We start from the raw sequence: 15,303 nt of genomic DNA on the forward strand, positions 1-15,303 counted from the left end.
GGAGACATCCCCCATGAACGCTATTGCCAAATTTGCATCGCCCCAACCGGATACCCGGATGATCAACAATGCGCTGGTGGTCGACGGTAACGAACTGCAGCATCTTCCGATGGCCAAAGTGCTGCGTCAATCAGGGGTGTCTGAAGTCGTTTCTGCCCTGGATGGTGACCGCGCCGTCGCGGCGCTGCGGGAGCGCAGCTGGGATCTGGTCATCCTTGATCTGGATATCGTCGACCTCACTGGCCTGCAGGTGATCGACCTGTTGGCCGAACGCTGCAAATCGGCCCGTCTGGCGGTGGTGAGCAGCCAACCCAGCCGCATCTTGAATGCTGCGTCCGCCTATGCGGCGCATCGCGGCCTGAACGTAGTGGCTGCATTGCGCAAGCCCCTGAAGCCGGAGCAGATCAAAAGCATCGTCGCCGTTTCGACCGAGACCGTGGCCGACGCCCGCAGCGCAGCGGCGATGTCATTGCAGCCGGTGTTCTCCAGCGACGAGCTGCGCGGTGCCTTGCTGGAGCAGCAGATCCAAGCTTATTTCCAGCCCCAGCACTGTGCCATTACCGGGCTGCTGCGCGGCGCCGAGGTGCTGGCGCGCTGGCACCGTCCCGATGGCTCGGTGTTGGCACCTGCACAATTCCTGCCGGCGTTTGAACGCGCTGGCCTGCTTGAGCCGTTCACCGACTACATGCTGTCCTGCGCGTTCGACGGCATTGCTGCCGAAGGTCCAGGTTCATCGCTGCTGACTGCCGTCAATGTGCCGGCCCGGGTGGCGGCCGGCGTGCATTGGGCGCAGAGCATAGCTGATCATGCCTACCATGCAGGCGTGGACCCGGGCAGGGTGGTGATAGAAATCACCGAAGACGGCGGTGAGCTCTGCAATCCGGCGCTGGCCGGTGCGGTCACCCAGCTGCGCCTGCGTGGTTTCAATTGCGCAATCGATGATTTTGGCAGTGGCGATTCCTCACTGGACCGGCTGCTGCAGGTGCCGTTCAATGAATTGAAGATCAACCGCAGCATGCTGGTGGAGGCACGCGAGCACGCCCATGCGCGCTGCCTGCTGGCCAGCACCATTGCAATGGCGCGGCAGATGGTGGCGACGGTGGTGGTTGAAGGCGTGGAGACCTACCGCGATCTGGACATGGTACGCAGCCTCGGTTGCCACACCACCCAGGGTTACCTGCACGGGCAGGCGATGCCGAAGGCTGACTACGCACGTTACATTGCCGAGCAGCGCTGAACGTAGTGCCGATCCTTATGCCGTGAGCTCAGCGTGCGCTTGCGGCATTGGCAATCGGGCGGTGCGCGCCAGCTGATCTCCTCGTGATTATTGTTTTCGCAGCCTCCGGCCATATGGTCGGGGGCTGTTTGTTATGGGCGTCCAAAAGTGCTCGCAGCTCGAGCATTGCACTGATCCGAAGGTGTTCAAACTAGTGCTTCCGTCAACCAGCGTTTCCGCCAGCCGCAGAGCGTTGGCAACAACGGATGCCATGAGATCCGACGCGCATGGGTCGGCTGGTGTTTGTGCTCGCCCAGGCAGGCATGCGACACGGGACGAACCGCTGCCAGAAAGCTGAATCTTCGCTATCGACAGCGCTGCCGAAGAACGGTGGGGAAGGCTGCAATCAGCTGAAAAAGAACGGCCAGAGGGCTTCTGCTGGAGCTGGGCTGACTCGGTGACTAGGCTGTCTCAAATTTTAGGATTGGTCCGATTACCTGTCCGAGGCCTTGCACCTAGGATTGTCGTGCGGGAAGGGCGAACAAAAGCAATCAGATTTCTACTTCTTTTCGCGTCAGTAAATTCACACACAGACATAGGAAAAGTAACGATGAAGAACCTCTCTCTAGCCGCCATCGCTGTCGCCGCAACCGCTCTCGCTTTTGGCGGCCGCGCGCATGCCTCGGACGGCTCCATCCATTTCACGGGGAACATCAGCGCCAGCACCTGCAAGATCAACGGCGGTGGCAGCGCGAGCAGTTTCATGGTGGCGCTGCCGCCGGTGAGTACCACCACCTTGGCAGATGCGGGTGCTACCGCGGGTCGTACCGGTTTCAACATCGAGCTCACCGAGTGCAATCCGACTTCGGGTCGAGTCTCCACGTTCTTTGAAGCGGGCGAGACCGTCAATCCGCAAACCGGCAATCTGATCATTGGCGGTGCCGGCGCCGAGAACGTCGAGCTGAGCCTGCTCAACGACAAGCAGGAGAAGATTTTTGCCGGTGCCGAAGCGGCTTCGCAGAACTCCCAGTGGGTCGAGATCGGTCCGGGCGTTGTCATGCTCAATTACTTCGTCGAGTACCAGTCGCTGGGCGGCGCCACTGCAGGTGCAGTCAACAGCCATGTCCAGTACACGATGAGCTACGAGTAAGTCTCAGCCGCCGGCAGCGGGTAAATGAGCGCTGCCGGCGGATGGTGCCCCGCACCGATGGTGATCAACAACTCTTTCGAATGGGTGGGACGATGAAGAAATCTCTTCGTATCAGCTTGACTGCACTGGCACTTGCAATGCTTGGAGTTAGCGCCGGCGCGAATGCCGGGGTTGTGATTGGAACCACGCGGGTTATTTTTCCCGAGAAGCAGAATGAAGTAAGCATCAGCTTGAGCAATGACGGCGCCACGCCCGCCTTGGTTCAAGCCTGGCTCGACGATGGCGACGCCGGCATGGCGCCGGAAGATGTGGATGTACCGTTTGTGCTGACCCCTGCGATGTTCCGTCTCGATCCGGGCAAAGGGCAGACCTTGCGCTTGATGAAGACCGGGCCATTGCCGTCGTCGAAAGTTGAGCGTCTGTATTGGTTGAACGTTCTGGAAGTGCCGCCGAAAGCCGGTGACGAGGCAGAGAACCGCCTGCAGCTCGCGTTGCGCACCCGGATCAAGCTGATGTACCGCCCTGCGGGTCTGGAAGGCTCGCCTGAGCAGGCGCCCGCGCGTGTGCTGTGGTCGCTGGTCCGGGACGAGGCCGGGCAAGGCCATGCATTGGTTGCCAGCAATCCCACGCCCTACATCGTCAATTTCGGCAGCGTGTCTTTCAGCGCTGGTGGTCAGAAACACGATGCAGGTGCCGGCCATGTCCTGCCGGGTGCCAGCACTCGCTTCCGCCTGGCAGATTTCAACGGCGACAAGTCAGCTTCAGCGGTCGTGAACTACAGCGCGATCAACGACTGGGGCAGCGGTGTAGCCGGCACCAGCACGCTCACCGGGTCAGGCAACTAGCCTGCGAAGCAAGTCCGGGCAAGTTCGTTCGCGTATATGCCGGTTTGCCGGCAGCGCCCGGCTCCGAGCGACAGCAACATTTTGCGGTACCTACCTTATCCGCTGGCGAACTGCGCACTGAGTGCGTGGAGCGTGCCAGTGCCATTCCCAGGAGGCACAGCAGCATGAAAATTGTGCCGTCCAAGTCGGCCCGTCGCCCACGCATGTTCTACCAGCGCCCGCTGGTGCTGTTGATGGGAGTGATCCTGTCGGCAGGTTGCGTCTCTGCGGCCGCCGAGGTCGCATCCGCTGGCGGTGGCCCAGCGCAGGTTGAATTCGACAGCGCTTTTCTGATCGGCAGCGCAGGAAGCAATGCTGACATATCACGCTTCGAACGCGGTGATTCGGCGCCTCCCGGCGATTACCGGGTCGACCTGCACGTCAACGACCAACGCGTCGGTCGCGCCGATGTCAGCTTCCGCAGCGCAGGTGAGAGCGGGCGTGTGCAGGCATGCATCACATCCGATCTGCTTCAGCGCACCCACACCGATCTCAGCCGTGTCTCCGCCGAGGTTCTGGCCGCGATGGCTGCCGACAATGCCTGTATCGGTATTGATGCCGTTGTGGACGGCGCGCTGGATGTCTTCGACTTCCCGGCGCAGCGTCTGGACCTGTCCATTCCCCAGGTGGCATTGCTGCGCGTGCCGCGTGGCTATGTAAGCCCTGATAGCTGGGACGCTGGCGTATCCACTGGGTTCGTCAACTACGCACTCGATGGCTACACCGCCGACAACGGCTTTGGGCGTACCTCGCAGGGCTACGTTGGTCTCGGCATGGGTATCAACATGGGCAGCTGGCGCTTGCGCCATGACGCAAGTGCAAGGATCGGCGACACAGGCCAGCGGCAGTATCAGGCAATTGCCACGTATGCAAAGCGCGATATCGCCGCGCTGGGCGCGCAGCTGACCATCGGCGAGGACTACACCAGCGGCGAGCTGTTCGACAGCACCGGCTTCCGTGGCATCCGCCTGGAGAGCGACGACCGCATGCTGCCGGAATCGCTGCGCGGCTATGCGCCGGTGGTAAGCGGCGTGGCCTATAGCAATGCACGTGTCACCATCCGCCAGAACGGTATCGTCATCCACGAATCCACCGTCGCGCCGGGTGAGTTCCAGATCGATGATCTGTACGCCACCGGTTACGGCGGTGATCTGGAGGTCAGCGTGCAGGAAGCCGATGGCAGCACGCAGCAGTTCTCGGTACCGTTCGCGTCGGTGCCGCAGTCGCTGCGCGCCGGGGTTTCGCGCTACAGCGTTGTGGCCGGTACCGTGCGCAGCGCTGCGTTCGAAGGTGATCCGGCATTCGCGCAGGCAACCTGGCAGCGCGGAATCTCCAGTCTGGTCACCGGTTATGTCGGCACCACGCTGGCCCAGGACTATCGTTCCGCCATGGCGGGCGTGGCACTGAATACACCGGTGGGCGCCATCGGCGCGGATGTCACCCATGCCGGCACCCGTCTGCCCGGACGCGGCAGCTTCAGCGGCGCCAGCTATCGGCTCAGCTACGCCCGCTTGCTGCCGGCAACCGGCACCAACATCACCTTGGCCGCGCACCGCTACTCCACGTCCGGGTTCCTTGCGTTGAACGAGGCACTTGCCGCGCTCGAACTGCCTGCGGACGGGGATTTCGATTCCATCCAGCGCCAGCGCAACCGTGCCGCGCTTACAGTCGGGCAGAAGGTCGGCGCGCGCGGTGGTCGCCTGAATGCGACCGCGTCACTGGCCGACTATTGGAACCGCCGCGGTTCGGACCTGAGCTATACGCTGGGTTACAGCGCCAGCTATCGCGGCGTTGGCTACAGCTTGTCGGCGCGTCGCCAACAGTCGGGCGAGAACCGTCCGGCCACGCACTATTACGCCAACGCCACGTTCTCGCTGGGCAAGGTGCAGCCAGTGACGGCAACCGCAAACGTGGCGCAGCTGCAGGACGGACGCAGCCAGTTCCAGAGCACCTTGACCGGGGCAATTGGGGCTGATCACGCGCTTTCCTACGGTATCTCGGCCCGCGCGGCATGGGGTGGCGACCAGTCAGCAGAACGTTCCGCCAGCGTGAACCTGGGTTACCAGGGCCGCGCCGCGGTGCTTTCGGGCAGCGCCAGCGTTGGCGGGCAGGGCACGCAGGCATCGCTGAGCGCGCGCGGGGCAATCATCGCCCATGCCGGTGGCATTACCTTCTCGCAGCCGGTTTCCGAGACCTTCGGTCTGGTGCACGTGCCGGATGCGCAGGGCGCGCGGGTACTGAATGCGGCGGGGGTGCAGATAGACCGTCGCGGCTATGCAGCGATTCCCTACTTGTCCCCTTACCGGGTGAACCGGATCGAGATCGACCCCAAGGGCCTGTCCACCGACGTCGAATTGAAGACCAGCAGCCAGCACGTGGTGCCGCGCGCCGGGCTCGCCACGTTGCTGAAGTTCGACACCGCATTCGGCCGCTCGGCACTGCTGCAACTGGCACTACCCGGCGGCGGCAACCTGCCGTTCGGCGCTGCGGTGGTGGACGACAGTGGCGCCGAAGTAGGGGTGGTGGGCCAGGCGGGCAGGGTATTCGCGCGCGGCCTGCAGGAAAGCGGCAGCCTGAGCGTGATACAGGATGAAGGTGGAAACCCGATCTGCCGGGTTGACTATGCGTTGCCGCCGCGCCCGCAGGCTGGTGCGCTGGCGCAGGTGGCCACTACCTGCACCGGCGGCACGGCGCAATGAGCGCAACGGCATGATGCAGCGGCCAAATGACAGGTCGTGCGACGGGCAGAGGGCGTGGCAGGCCGCGCAAGTGGGCTTGCAATGGCCGTCTTGGCCTACAAACCGCTATCTCGAACACCGATGTGACATGGATTCTGTCCTGAAGTAATCTGCATGCAATAGGGGGCTTCCTCGGCTGGGATTGGCCAGTTGCCGTTGCACTCCAGGGAGAGCGTCACCATGAGTGGTTTCAAGATCAAGGTGATTTTGGCTGACGATCACCCGGGCATGATTGCAGGGGTCAAATACGAGCTGTCATCTGTAGACACGATTGAACTGGTCGGCACCGCTGCCGATTCCACCGAGTTGATGGCGCTGCTCAATGGTGTCGCCTGTGACGTGGTGGTCTCGGACTATGCAATGCCGGCGGGCGATTTTGGCGATGGCATCGCCCTTTTTGGAATGATTGCCAGACGGCACCCGCAGGTGAAGCTGGTGGTGCTGACGATGCTGGACAACCCGGCGGTGTTGCACACCCTGCTGACCCAGGGCGTCATGTGCATCGTCAGCAAGTCGGATGCCTTGACCCATCTGGTGCCTGCCGTGCACGCCGCGCATGGTGGGGGCAAGTATTATTCGCCCACGATCGAGAAAGTGGTGCAGAGCATCGAGCTCAACCGGCGCAGCCGCAACCCGGCGGGGGTACTGAGTATCCGAGAGTCCGAGGTGGTGCGTCTGTATGCCTCGGGCCTGACCGTCAACGAAATCGCCGAGCGCCTGCACCGCAGCAAGAAGACCATCAGCACGCAGAAAGCCAATGCGATGGAAAAACTGTCCATCGAGAAGGATGTGGATCTGCTGCGCTATGCCATGGAGAACGGCCTGGTTACCTCATCAGGCGGTGCGCCGGCGGCATCGGAGCCAGGCGGAACCTGAGCGACGGCAATCCCTGCCGTCCAGCCCGCGGTTCCGCGCTGGGTCCTGTCAGTCGATATCCAGCCCCAGCTTGCCCGACTCCCACTGCATCATGATTTTGCGCCGCCGTTGCGGCGAGGCATACATGAACAGGTTGAGGGTTTCCAGAAACTGGTTCTTCTGGATGGTGGAGAGACGTGCGAAATCTATCAGCAGTCGCCTGACGTCTGCGGTTTTCTTGTCCATCACTGTGTGTTCTCGGCCGCAGCTCATAAGCAAAGCACGCATGCGAGCGCCAGGATGGCGCCGCACAAGGAATTTGCTCATGGTGTGTCAAGCGCACAGGTGCGGCCATAGGACCCGTCCCAATCAGGCGGACTTTTCCTGTCCCTATTGGCGCACTCCATTTCGGAATTGATTCTGCGTTTTTATTGGTTTGCTGCAATCCAGTGGCGGAAAAGTTGTCGCACCGGGGTTGGGAAACAACCTTGCCCGGGTTTCTGTCGTTCCCGGGCCGTCATGCCCGGGCGGCGCTTGGCCCCATCTCGGCGTCGGCCAGGCCTGATTCGATGCCGTAGCGCAACAGGTCCACATCGCGTTTGAGCCCCAGTTTCAACATCGCCGCACCTTTCTGGGTGCTGATGGTCTTCTTGCTGCGGCTCAGGCGTTCGGCGATTTCGTTGACGGTCAAGCCCGAGACAAAGAAGCGGATGACTTCCAGTTCGCGGGTTGTCAGCATCTGCACCCCGGAGCTGCCCGAGGTCACCGCGCCGGCAATGTCGGTGATGGTGGGGGAAAGGTAGCGCCCGTTGGCGTATGCGCCGTGCACGGCCGGCAACAGGTGATTGAGCGAGTCGGATTTGCTCAGGATGCAGGAGATGCCAAGGCTCAGCAGTGAATGCACGATGCCGGGGTTCTCCAGCATCGTCAGCACCACTATCTTAATGGCGGGGTAGCGCTTCTTGACCAACTTGAAAAGCGCGATGCCATCGCCGTAGCGCCCGCCGGGCATAGAGTAATCAGAGATCAGCACGTCACAGGGGTTGCGCGCAAGCACATCCATCAACTCGGTTGAGTTGCGTGCAGAGCCCATTACCGACACCGTGCCGCTTGAGGTAAGGACGTACTGAAGGCCGGCACGCACGGCGGAATGATCGTCCGCGAGAACGACACGGAGGGTGAGTGGCTTCATGGCGGATCGGCTTCAGTTGTTGAACGGGAGAGGCCAGTAGAGAGGAGGCTTTGACGCTGCAGCGTGCGGGGCAGGAGGTAAAACGAAAGGTGGGTACGCGCTTTCCATTACTTTATTTGTGTACTGCCAGCAAAGTAAGCACTTGGCGTCTTATTCAGTGCGCCACGTTTCTAGGACGGGTCCGATCCCGTGATTTCATCCACGGAACCGATGCGCGCCCCTTGCGGCCCCTTTTTCAGCTGCCACAAGGGTGCTGCAGGCCACGTCCTGTGGGCCGCTGCCAACGGTTTCTGCAACGCCGGAGGTGTAGGCGAGGGCTCCTCCGCTGGGGCGGCGATGCCGGCAAGCCAGACGAGGAAAGGCGATGCAGTGCTGGAAGTTACACGCGTTATGGCTGGGTTATCATGGAAGATCGGCATACCTTCAAGGTCAATCACCGGATCGGCAAGCGTAAAGTGATGTATCACTTTATTATTGGCGGTCAACGGGTGAGGAAATGACGATGGCCGATCAGGGCGACAGCGAAAAACAGGATGCCGCGGAGCCAAAGCGCAGGGGCAGGCCACGTCTTTACGCTACGCCCTTGTCGCAGGCCGAGCGGGCCAAGCGCTACCGTAAAGCGCGGCAATGGGACGAGAGCAGCCTGGATGACTGTCGCGATCCGGTGTTGATGGACCGCTTGAGCTGGGCATTGAAGCACAAGGAAACCTCGGAAGACGCTCGGGCCGCGCTGGACATCTACCTGGAAGAACTGGTGCGCCGCCATCACAGCAAAGGAAAGTCGGCGTTGAAATGAGTGGAAGCGGCGCCAGTAGATGCGCTGCGGATGCAACCGGTGATGTCCGCCCGTTTGCTGGAACGCTGGGCCGAGGTGCGAGCTGGCAGCCGACCGCGAGTAGGGGCAGGGCAGTTGGGGGTGTCGGTTGTCGATGCCACGCGCCTGCGCAGACGGCAAATGATGCGTTGAGCACGGTGGAGTTCGTCCCGCCATACCGCCCGTGCAAGGGGCGCTGCCGCCCCTTGCATAGTTGGCCAGCGGCCGCTGTAGGGATCGGTTACGGGTCCAGCGCATGCATTTGGCAACGTCGGTGCCATCAATCCGCGACAAGCGAACTCTGGCCACGGCGAATGTGCACTACGGTCATTTCATTTCTGCCGGCGCTGTCTAAGCTCCGCGCATGACCTCGTTGATTGACCTGCAGCACGCCATTGCGCGGCACAGTGTTGCCGGTTTCAACCAGACCGCTGTTCCGCGGATGGCGTTGGCCCGTGCTGACAGTGTCAGTGGCGGGTCGGAATCTGTGTATGAGGCCTGGTTGCTGGTGGTGGCGCAGGGCCGCGTGCGCATGCAGCTGGGGGATGAGCCCTTCGAGTTGTCGGCCGAGCGCTATGCGCTGACCTCGGTGGATCTGCCCTTGACCGGCGAGGTGTGCGAGGCCAGCACGCAACAGCCATTCCTGGCACTTGCGCTGAGCCTGGAGCCGGTCATGCTTGCCTCTGTACTGTTGGACATGGGCGAACAGCTGCTTGATCTCCCGCCTTCGGCCGGCATGGCGCTTGGCGTGCTGGGAACGGACCTGCTGGATCCGCTGACACGCCTGGTCCGCCTGCTGAGTCAGCCCGTGGACATCGGCATGCTCGCGCCGATGATCGAGCGGGAGATTCTCTACCGGCTGTTGCTGGGCGAGCCGGGCGCAATGCTGCGCCAGCTCGCCTTGTCGGACAGCCGCCTGTCCAAGATCAGCAATGCCATCAGCCACATCCGGCGCCACTACGCCCAGCCGCTGCGGATTGAAGTGCTGGCCAAGGCGGTAGGCATGAGCCTGTCCTCCCTGCACCGGCACTTCCAGGCGGTGACCGGGATGAGCCCCCTGCAATATCAAAAGCGGCTGCGGTTGCAGGAGGCGCGGCGGCAACTGACCGCTCGCCAGCAGAGTGCTGCAGGCATCGCCTTTGCAGTGGGTTACGAAAGCCCATCCCAGTTCAGTCGCGAGTACAAGCGGATGTTTGGCGTCGCGCCGTCGCGCGATGCGCTGGAACTTCGCCAAAGCGTGCTGCAGCCAAGGCGCGGCCCGATGACGGACTGATCGGCCGCGCACCTGCCACCGCCGTTGCCCCTGACAGAATCAGGCAAGGATCTGCCGGTATCCATCTACCGGAAATCGCAGCAACAGCCCTAGTCTTCCAGCCGTGGTCCGGTGTTTTGTCTGCCGTGAACAGGCAAGCTGTTCCTGCATCTATCGGGGCAGATGCGTTGCTGTCTGCTGCCGCTCCGGCAGGTCGGCTTGCCTCTGTAAACCAACGTGGTTGCAGGTGGAGGTTGTTCAATGCGGGGACATTCGGTTCTACGCACGGATGGTGCTGCTCGGCCGATCCGCTGCAGTACTTGACGCCCAAGCCGATTGCACTGTGGCAGATGGACCAAGGCTTCGAGGCGTTGAGGGACGGCTTCATTGCCGCTTGGTGATTACCTACTTCGAACACTGATGCTTTGAAAGCGCAGTGAAGGTGTTCCGTCTGGGCAGGGAGGCGAATTTCCTATGAGTGATGCGATGCAGACACAACAACGTATTGTGGTGGTTGGAGGCGGTGTTGCCGGGATCGAGATTGCAACCTCGCTCGCGCGGCGCGGTCGTGATTGGCCAGGCGCAGCGTCCGTAACGCTTATCGACAGCGATGTCGCCCATGTCTGGAAGCCCATGTTGCACACCATCGCGGCGGGCACCCGGGATATTTCGCAGCAGCAGACAACTTTTCTGGCACAGGCGCGGGAAGCTGGATTCAGCTACCAACCCGGTGAGCTGTGGGGTGTGGATCGCAGCCGTCGCGAGGTGTTGCTGGCCGAGGTGCGCAGTGCTGACGGGCGCGTGCTGGTGCCTGCACGGCGCGCGGCCTACGATGCCTTGGTCATTGCTGTCGGCAGCCAGGCCAACGATTTCCGCACCCCCGGCGTGGCCAGTCATTGCTTCAAGATCGACTCGCGCGTACAGGCCGATGCCTTCAACCGCGAGCTGCGGATCCGCGTGCTGCAGTCGTTTGCGCACGGCAAGCCGCTGTCCATTGCCATAGTCGGCGGCGGCGCCACCGGCGTTGAGTTGGCGGCGGAACTGGTGCAGCTGGTGGATGTGGCCGAAGGCTACGGCGCGAAGGGCCTGGCTGCCAGGATCAGCATCCATCTGATCGAGGCGGGTCCGCGGCTGCTTGCTGCATTTCCGCAGGACATCTCAGTTGCAACCAGCGCAAGGCTGCAGAGCCTGGGCGTCAAGGTGATGCTGGGTACGCAGGTAAAGGCAGCCAATGCCGAGGGCCTGGTGCTGGATAGCGGTGTGCTGCCGGCCGCATTGCGGGTGTGGGCGGCGGGGGTGAAGGCGCCAAATTTCCTGGCCGAGATGGACGGGCTGGAAACCAACCACAACAACCAGCTGCTGGTGCTGCCGACGCTGCAAACCACCAAGGACCCGGCCATCTACGCGGTAGGGGATTGCGCTGCACTGACCTTGCCAGACGCTGAGCGACCATTGCCGCCCACCGCACAGGTGGCGCATCAGCAGGCGCAATATCTGGTGCGCAACCTGCGCAGGCAGTTGAACGGCGAAAAAGTGACAGATTTCACCTATCGGGACTTCGGTGCATTGGTGTCCCTGGCCGACTATGACGCTTTTGGTTCACTGGGGAAATTCGGCATATTCAAGGGCGGCACCATACGCGGCCGGCTTGCGCAGTTCAGTCACATCATGTTGTACCGCAGCCATCAGGCCAGAATCCACGGCTTCTGGCGCGGCGGCCTGCTGTGGCTGGTGGACCGCTTGAACGCGCGGTTGCGGGCACCGATCCGGCTGGATTGATCCGATCTGCCGCTGCACCTGCAGCAGTGTTTACCGCTTGATTGCGGGTTGGTTGCGAGCAGCGTCAGTCGATACACGCTCGCTGTGTGCGCGGCGATACTCAGATCCGCAGTGCATCCACTACCAGCGCGAACGCGGCTGAATGTTGGCGGCGGCTGGGGTAGTACAGGTGGTAGCCGGGGAAGGGCGGGCACCAGCTCTGCAGCACGCGCACCAGCCGGCCCTGCTCGATATACGGCGCGAACTCGCCTTCCGGTAGAAAACTGATGCCCAGGCCATCCAGCGCGGCCTGCACGATGGGCGGTGAGGTGTTGAATACCGCCTGGCTTTCAACCCGCACGTTGACCTGCCGGCCATTGCGCTCGAACTCCCAGACATACAGGCCGCCCGAGCTGGACAGGCGGATGTTGATGCAGTTGTGGCCGGTGAGGTCGGCGGGAACCTTGGGCGCTGGATGCTGTTCCAGATAGGCGGGCGAGGCGACCGCGGCCATGCGGACTTTCGGGCTGATCGGCAGGGCGATCATGTCCTTGTCAATGCTCTCGCCAAGGCGTACACCGGCGTCGAAGCGATCGGCGACGATGTCGCGCAACGCATAGCTGACATCGAACTCGATGTGGATGTCCGGGTAGCGGTGCATCAACGGCAACAGCTTGGGCAGCAGGATGGTCTGCAGCGAGTGGTCGCCGCAGGTAAGTCGCAGGGTGCCGGCAGGGGTGTCGCGCATCGCGCTGAGGGCATCGAGCTCGGCTTCTATCTCGTCAAAACGGGTGCCGATAGCGGCCAGCAGGCGCTCACCGGCGGGGGTTGGCGACACGCTGCGGGTGGTGCGGGTGAGCAGACGGATCTGCAGGCGTTCTTCCAGTGCCTTGATGGCCTGACTGAGCGCGGACTGTGAGACACCGAGCAGCGCACCGGCGCGGGTGAAGTTGCCTTCGCGGGCGACACAGACAAAGGCGAGTAGATCGTTGAGGTTGCGGCGTGCCATGGGCGCAGTGTGGCATGTCAGATTGATTAGTTCAGCTAATAGTGGCTAGAAGCATTGATTACCTTATCAATCCAGTGATCCGGGTGGACAATGGCGCCACCCCCTTAGAACGTTGGAGTTCCCCATGTCTGTCAAAGCCTACGGCGCGCATGCCGCCGACAAGCCGTTGGAGTCGATGGATATCACCCGCCGCGCGCCGGGAGCGCACGACGTGCAGATCGATATCGCCTATTGCGGCGTCTGCCACTCGGACCTGCACCAGGTGCGTGCCGAGTGGGCTGGCACCCAGTTCCCCTGCGTCCCCGGCCATGAAATCGTCGGCAAGGTAGCGGCGGTGGGCGCCCATGTAAGCGGCTTCAAGCCCGGCGACCTGGTCGGCATTGGTTGCATCGTTGACAGCTGCAAGCAGTGCGAGGATTGCGACAGCGGCCTGGAGAACTATTGCGACGGCATGGTCGGCACCTATAACGGCGTAACCGAAGATGCGCCGGGCTGGACGCTGGGCGGCTACTCGCAGGAAATCGTGGTGCACGAGCGCTATGTGCTGCGTATCGGCCACCCCGAAGCGCAGCTTGCCGCTGTGGCCCCGCTGCTGTGCGCCGGCATCACCACCTACTCGCCGCTGCGGCATTGGAATGCCGGCCCGGGCAAGACGGTGGGTGTGGTCGGCATCGGTGGCCTGGGCCACATGGGCATCAAGCTGGCCCGCGCGATGGGCGCGCACGTGGTTGCGTTCACCACGTCCGAATCCAAGCGCGAAGCAGCGATCGCCTTGGGTGCTGATGAAGTGGTGGTGTCACGCGATGCAGCGGCCATGGCCGCGCAGGGCAAGCGTTTTGACCTGATCGTCAATACTGTGGCTGCACCACATGATCTGGACGCGTTCCTCGCGCTGCTCAAGCGTGATGGCGCCATGGTGCTGGTTGGTGCACCAGCAACCCCGCATCCCTCGCCGAATGTGTTCAACATGATCACCAAGCGCCGCACCCTGGCCGGTTCGATGATTGGCGGCATTCCGGAAACCCAGGAGATGCTGGATTTCTGCGCCAAGCACCAGATCGTGGCCGACATCGAAATGATCACTGCCAGTGAGATCAACGATGCCTACGAGCGGATGCTCAAGGGTGACGTCAAATATCGTTTCGTGATCGACAACGCCAGCCTGTCTGCCTGAGTGCGGTGGGCGCGTGACGCCCCTCTGGCGTTGCGTTGATGGGCCGGTGCTGTGATGGCACCGGCCCATCTTGCATTGGGGCTTGGGCTTCGAAGCGGTTGTAGGCGCTATGCAGGGCAGGACAGCTTGCCCGTGTTGCGCGCCGCTTCCCGGGCCGGGGCCGCAATGGTTGCCACGCCCGCGAGCAAAGTGCCTGCAGGCAGGACAGCAGCTACCAGCGTGGCGTTGCCACTGCAGGTGTCGCATGCGAGGGAAACAGCGGCAGTACGTACTCTGACAGTTCCTGCAGTACCTCGGCGGCGGGCCGCGCGGAGAACTGGATTCCCAGCGCGGCGTGATTGACGCCTGCCCGTTGCCATTCGCCGAGCAGATCGATCAGTCCATTGCGGCCCGTCCTCAAGGTATAGCCACCGTTGATTGGCGTGCGCGGATGGTTGGGGTCGTCGACCAGATCCAGCCATTCGTTGGTGACATGCGGACGGAAGCCACCATCGGGGATGAGTGCGCGCCACGCGCGGATCTTCTCGGCCAGTCGCTTCGGGCCGGCAGCGTGGTGGGTTGCATCCGGGTAGGTCAGCCAGCCATCGGCGTGCTCTGCCACCCATTGCAGCGTTTGCCGGGAAGTGCCGGTGACCAGCAGCGGTACCGCTCCGGCCACCGGCTTGGGCAGCAGTTCCACCCCACGGGCGCTGCCCAGTCGCGAGCTGATGTTGGCTGCGCCCGGTTGCATCAATTCGCGCACATAACTGACCGCATCTGCAAAACGCTCGCCGCGCTGCGCGTGGTCCAAGCCGTAGGCCGGAAACTCGACCGGCCTGTCGCCCGACGCAATACCCATTACCAGGCGCCCAGCGGAGAGCTGATCGATGGTTGTCGCTGACTTTGCCAGGTCGATGGGGTGTCGCAAGGAGAAAATCGCACTGCCTGTGGCCAGCGCAATGCGGTCGGTTTGTGCGGCAAGGAATGCCAGGTAGGTGAAGGGGTCGAACAGCTGGCCAGCGTCGCCAAAATGAGGGTCGAACAAAGGGACATCACGTACCCAGACCGCGGCGAAACCGACGCGGTCAAGCAGGCTGACGAGTTCCGCCTGGCCTGCAAGCACGCCCATTTCGCCGCGATAGAAGCGCAGCGGCAGGAAGACTCCAAGACTCAAGGCATCTTCGCGGAACATGCGCTGGTAGCCCGGATGCCGGGCGAAAGCCGGTGCTGAGGCGCCAACCAGTGCTGCAGACGTTGCTGCAGTGTCGTTCAAGTAAGTCAT

13 protein-coding genes are annotated in these 15,303 nt (G+C 62.5%); 9 read left to right on the plus strand and 4 right to left on the minus strand.

Translation table 11 applies throughout. The features are described from left to right. The first annotated feature begins 13 nt into the window (after positions 1-13). The 5 genes from ACVOKO_RS00205 (at position 14) to ACVOKO_RS00225 (ending at position 6,864) form a co-directional block, all read left to right on the plus strand. The gene (locus tag ACVOKO_RS00205) at positions 14-1,237 is read left to right on the plus strand and encodes an EAL domain-containing response regulator (protein ID WP_346496119.1); all 1,224 of its coding nucleotides are present in this window, start codon (positions 14-16) and stop codon (positions 1,235-1,237) included. Positions 1,238-1,826: 589 nt separating this feature from the next. Next, positions 1,827-2,366, plus strand: coding sequence for a fimbrial protein (locus ACVOKO_RS00210; protein ID WP_346496121.1), 540 nt, complete (start codon positions 1,827-1,829; stop codon positions 2,364-2,366). 41 nt (positions 2,367-2,407) lie between these two features. Beyond that, positions 2,408-3,211, plus strand: a complete 804-nt coding sequence (locus tag ACVOKO_RS00215) for a fimbrial biogenesis chaperone (RefSeq protein ID WP_346496123.1) — start codon at positions 2,408-2,410, stop codon at positions 3,209-3,211. A 164-nt stretch (positions 3,212-3,375) separates the two neighbouring features. Then, entirely contained in the window at positions 3,376-5,949 is a 2,574-nt protein-coding gene (locus ACVOKO_RS00220; protein ID WP_346496125.1) for a fimbria/pilus outer membrane usher protein, read from the plus strand. Positions 5,950-6,168: 219 nt separating this feature from the next. After that, positions 6,169-6,864, plus strand: coding sequence for a response regulator (locus ACVOKO_RS00225; protein ID WP_346496127.1), 696 nt, complete (start codon positions 6,169-6,171; stop codon positions 6,862-6,864). Positions 6,865-6,912: 48 nt separating this feature from the next. Here ACVOKO_RS00225 and ACVOKO_RS00230 read toward each other — a convergent pair whose 3' ends face one another. After that, a complete protein-coding gene (locus ACVOKO_RS00230; RefSeq protein WP_156455709.1) occupies positions 6,913-7,089 on the minus strand; it encodes a hypothetical protein in 177 nt (58 codons plus the stop codon). Between the two features lie 271 nt (positions 7,090-7,360). Then, positions 7,361-8,035 carry a response regulator gene (locus tag ACVOKO_RS00235; protein ID WP_346496130.1) on the minus strand — a complete coding sequence of 225 codons (675 nt, stop codon included), beginning with the start codon at positions 8,033-8,035 and terminating at the stop codon, positions 7,361-7,363. 496 nt (positions 8,036-8,531) lie between these two features. Between ACVOKO_RS00235 and ACVOKO_RS00240 the strand changes: the two genes are divergently transcribed. The 3 genes from ACVOKO_RS00240 (at position 8,532) to ACVOKO_RS00250 (ending at position 11,880) form a co-directional block, all read left to right on the plus strand. Continuing rightward, the gene (locus tag ACVOKO_RS00240) at positions 8,532-8,831 is read left to right on the plus strand and encodes a hypothetical protein (protein ID WP_346496132.1); all 300 of its coding nucleotides are present in this window, start codon (positions 8,532-8,534) and stop codon (positions 8,829-8,831) included. Between the two features lie 382 nt (positions 8,832-9,213). Further along, positions 9,214-10,122 carry an AraC family transcriptional regulator gene (locus tag ACVOKO_RS00245; RefSeq protein WP_346496134.1) on the plus strand — a complete coding sequence of 303 codons (909 nt, stop codon included), beginning with the start codon at positions 9,214-9,216 and terminating at the stop codon, positions 10,120-10,122. 453 nt (positions 10,123-10,575) lie between these two features. Further along, the gene (locus tag ACVOKO_RS00250; RefSeq protein WP_346496136.1) at positions 10,576-11,880 is read left to right on the plus strand and encodes an NAD(P)/FAD-dependent oxidoreductase; all 1,305 of its coding nucleotides are present in this window, start codon (positions 10,576-10,578) and stop codon (positions 11,878-11,880) included. Between the two features lie 100 nt (positions 11,881-11,980). Here ACVOKO_RS00250 and ACVOKO_RS00255 read toward each other — a convergent pair whose 3' ends face one another. Beyond that, complete coding sequence (locus tag ACVOKO_RS00255) at positions 11,981-12,868, minus strand: LysR family transcriptional regulator (RefSeq protein WP_346496138.1); 888 nt, start codon at positions 12,866-12,868, stop codon at positions 11,981-11,983. Between the two features lie 124 nt (positions 12,869-12,992). On the opposite strand from ACVOKO_RS00255, the gene ACVOKO_RS00260 reads away from it, so the two are divergent. Next, positions 12,993-14,042, plus strand: coding sequence for an NAD(P)-dependent alcohol dehydrogenase (locus tag ACVOKO_RS00260; protein ID WP_346496140.1), 1,050 nt, complete (start codon positions 12,993-12,995; stop codon positions 14,040-14,042). 211 nt (positions 14,043-14,253) lie between these two features. Here ACVOKO_RS00260 and ACVOKO_RS00265 read toward each other — a convergent pair whose 3' ends face one another. Next, positions 14,254-15,303 carry an LLM class oxidoreductase gene (locus ACVOKO_RS00265; RefSeq protein WP_346496142.1) on the minus strand — a complete coding sequence of 350 codons (1,050 nt, stop codon included), beginning with the start codon at positions 15,301-15,303 and terminating at the stop codon, positions 14,254-14,256.

The organism is Stenotrophomonas sp. STEN240 (genome assembly GCF_056756175.1).

Excerpts from the sequence above, each read along its gene's own strand:
- ACVOKO_RS00205 (WP_346496119.1), top strand. The coding sequence starts at position 14 with ATGAACGCTATTGCCAAATTTGCATCGCCCCAACCGGATACCCGGATG.
- ACVOKO_RS00210 (WP_346496121.1), top strand. The coding sequence starts at position 1,827 with ATGAAGAACCTCTCTCTAGCCGCCATCGCTGTCGCCGCAACCGCTCTC.
- ACVOKO_RS00215 (WP_346496123.1), top strand. The coding sequence starts at position 2,408 with ATGGTGCCCCGCACCGATGGTGATCAACAACTCTTTCGAATGGGTGGG.
- ACVOKO_RS00220 (WP_346496125.1), top strand. The coding sequence starts at position 3,376 with ATGAAAATTGTGCCGTCCAAGTCGGCCCGTCGCCCACGCATGTTCTAC.
- ACVOKO_RS00225 (WP_346496127.1), top strand. The coding sequence starts at position 6,169 with ATGAGTGGTTTCAAGATCAAGGTGATTTTGGCTGACGATCACCCGGGC.
- ACVOKO_RS00230 (WP_156455709.1), bottom strand. The coding sequence starts at position 7,089 with ATGGACAAGAAAACCGCAGACGTCAGGCGACTGCTGATAGATTTCGCA.
- ACVOKO_RS00235 (WP_346496130.1), bottom strand. The coding sequence starts at position 8,035 with ATGAAGCCACTCACCCTCCGTGTCGTTCTCGCGGACGATCATTCCGCC.
- ACVOKO_RS00240 (WP_346496132.1), top strand. The coding sequence starts at position 8,532 with ATGACGATGGCCGATCAGGGCGACAGCGAAAAACAGGATGCCGCGGAG.
- ACVOKO_RS00245 (WP_346496134.1), top strand. The coding sequence starts at position 9,214 with ATGACCTCGTTGATTGACCTGCAGCACGCCATTGCGCGGCACAGTGTT.
- ACVOKO_RS00250 (WP_346496136.1), top strand. The coding sequence starts at position 10,576 with ATGAGTGATGCGATGCAGACACAACAACGTATTGTGGTGGTTGGAGGC.
- ACVOKO_RS00255 (WP_346496138.1), bottom strand. The coding sequence starts at position 12,868 with ATGGCACGCCGCAACCTCAACGATCTACTCGCCTTTGTCTGTGTCGCC.
- ACVOKO_RS00260 (WP_346496140.1), top strand. The coding sequence starts at position 12,993 with ATGTCTGTCAAAGCCTACGGCGCGCATGCCGCCGACAAGCCGTTGGAG.
- ACVOKO_RS00265 (WP_346496142.1), bottom strand. The coding sequence starts at position 15,303 with ATGACTTACTTGAACGACACTGCAGCAACGTCTGCAGCACTGGTTGGC.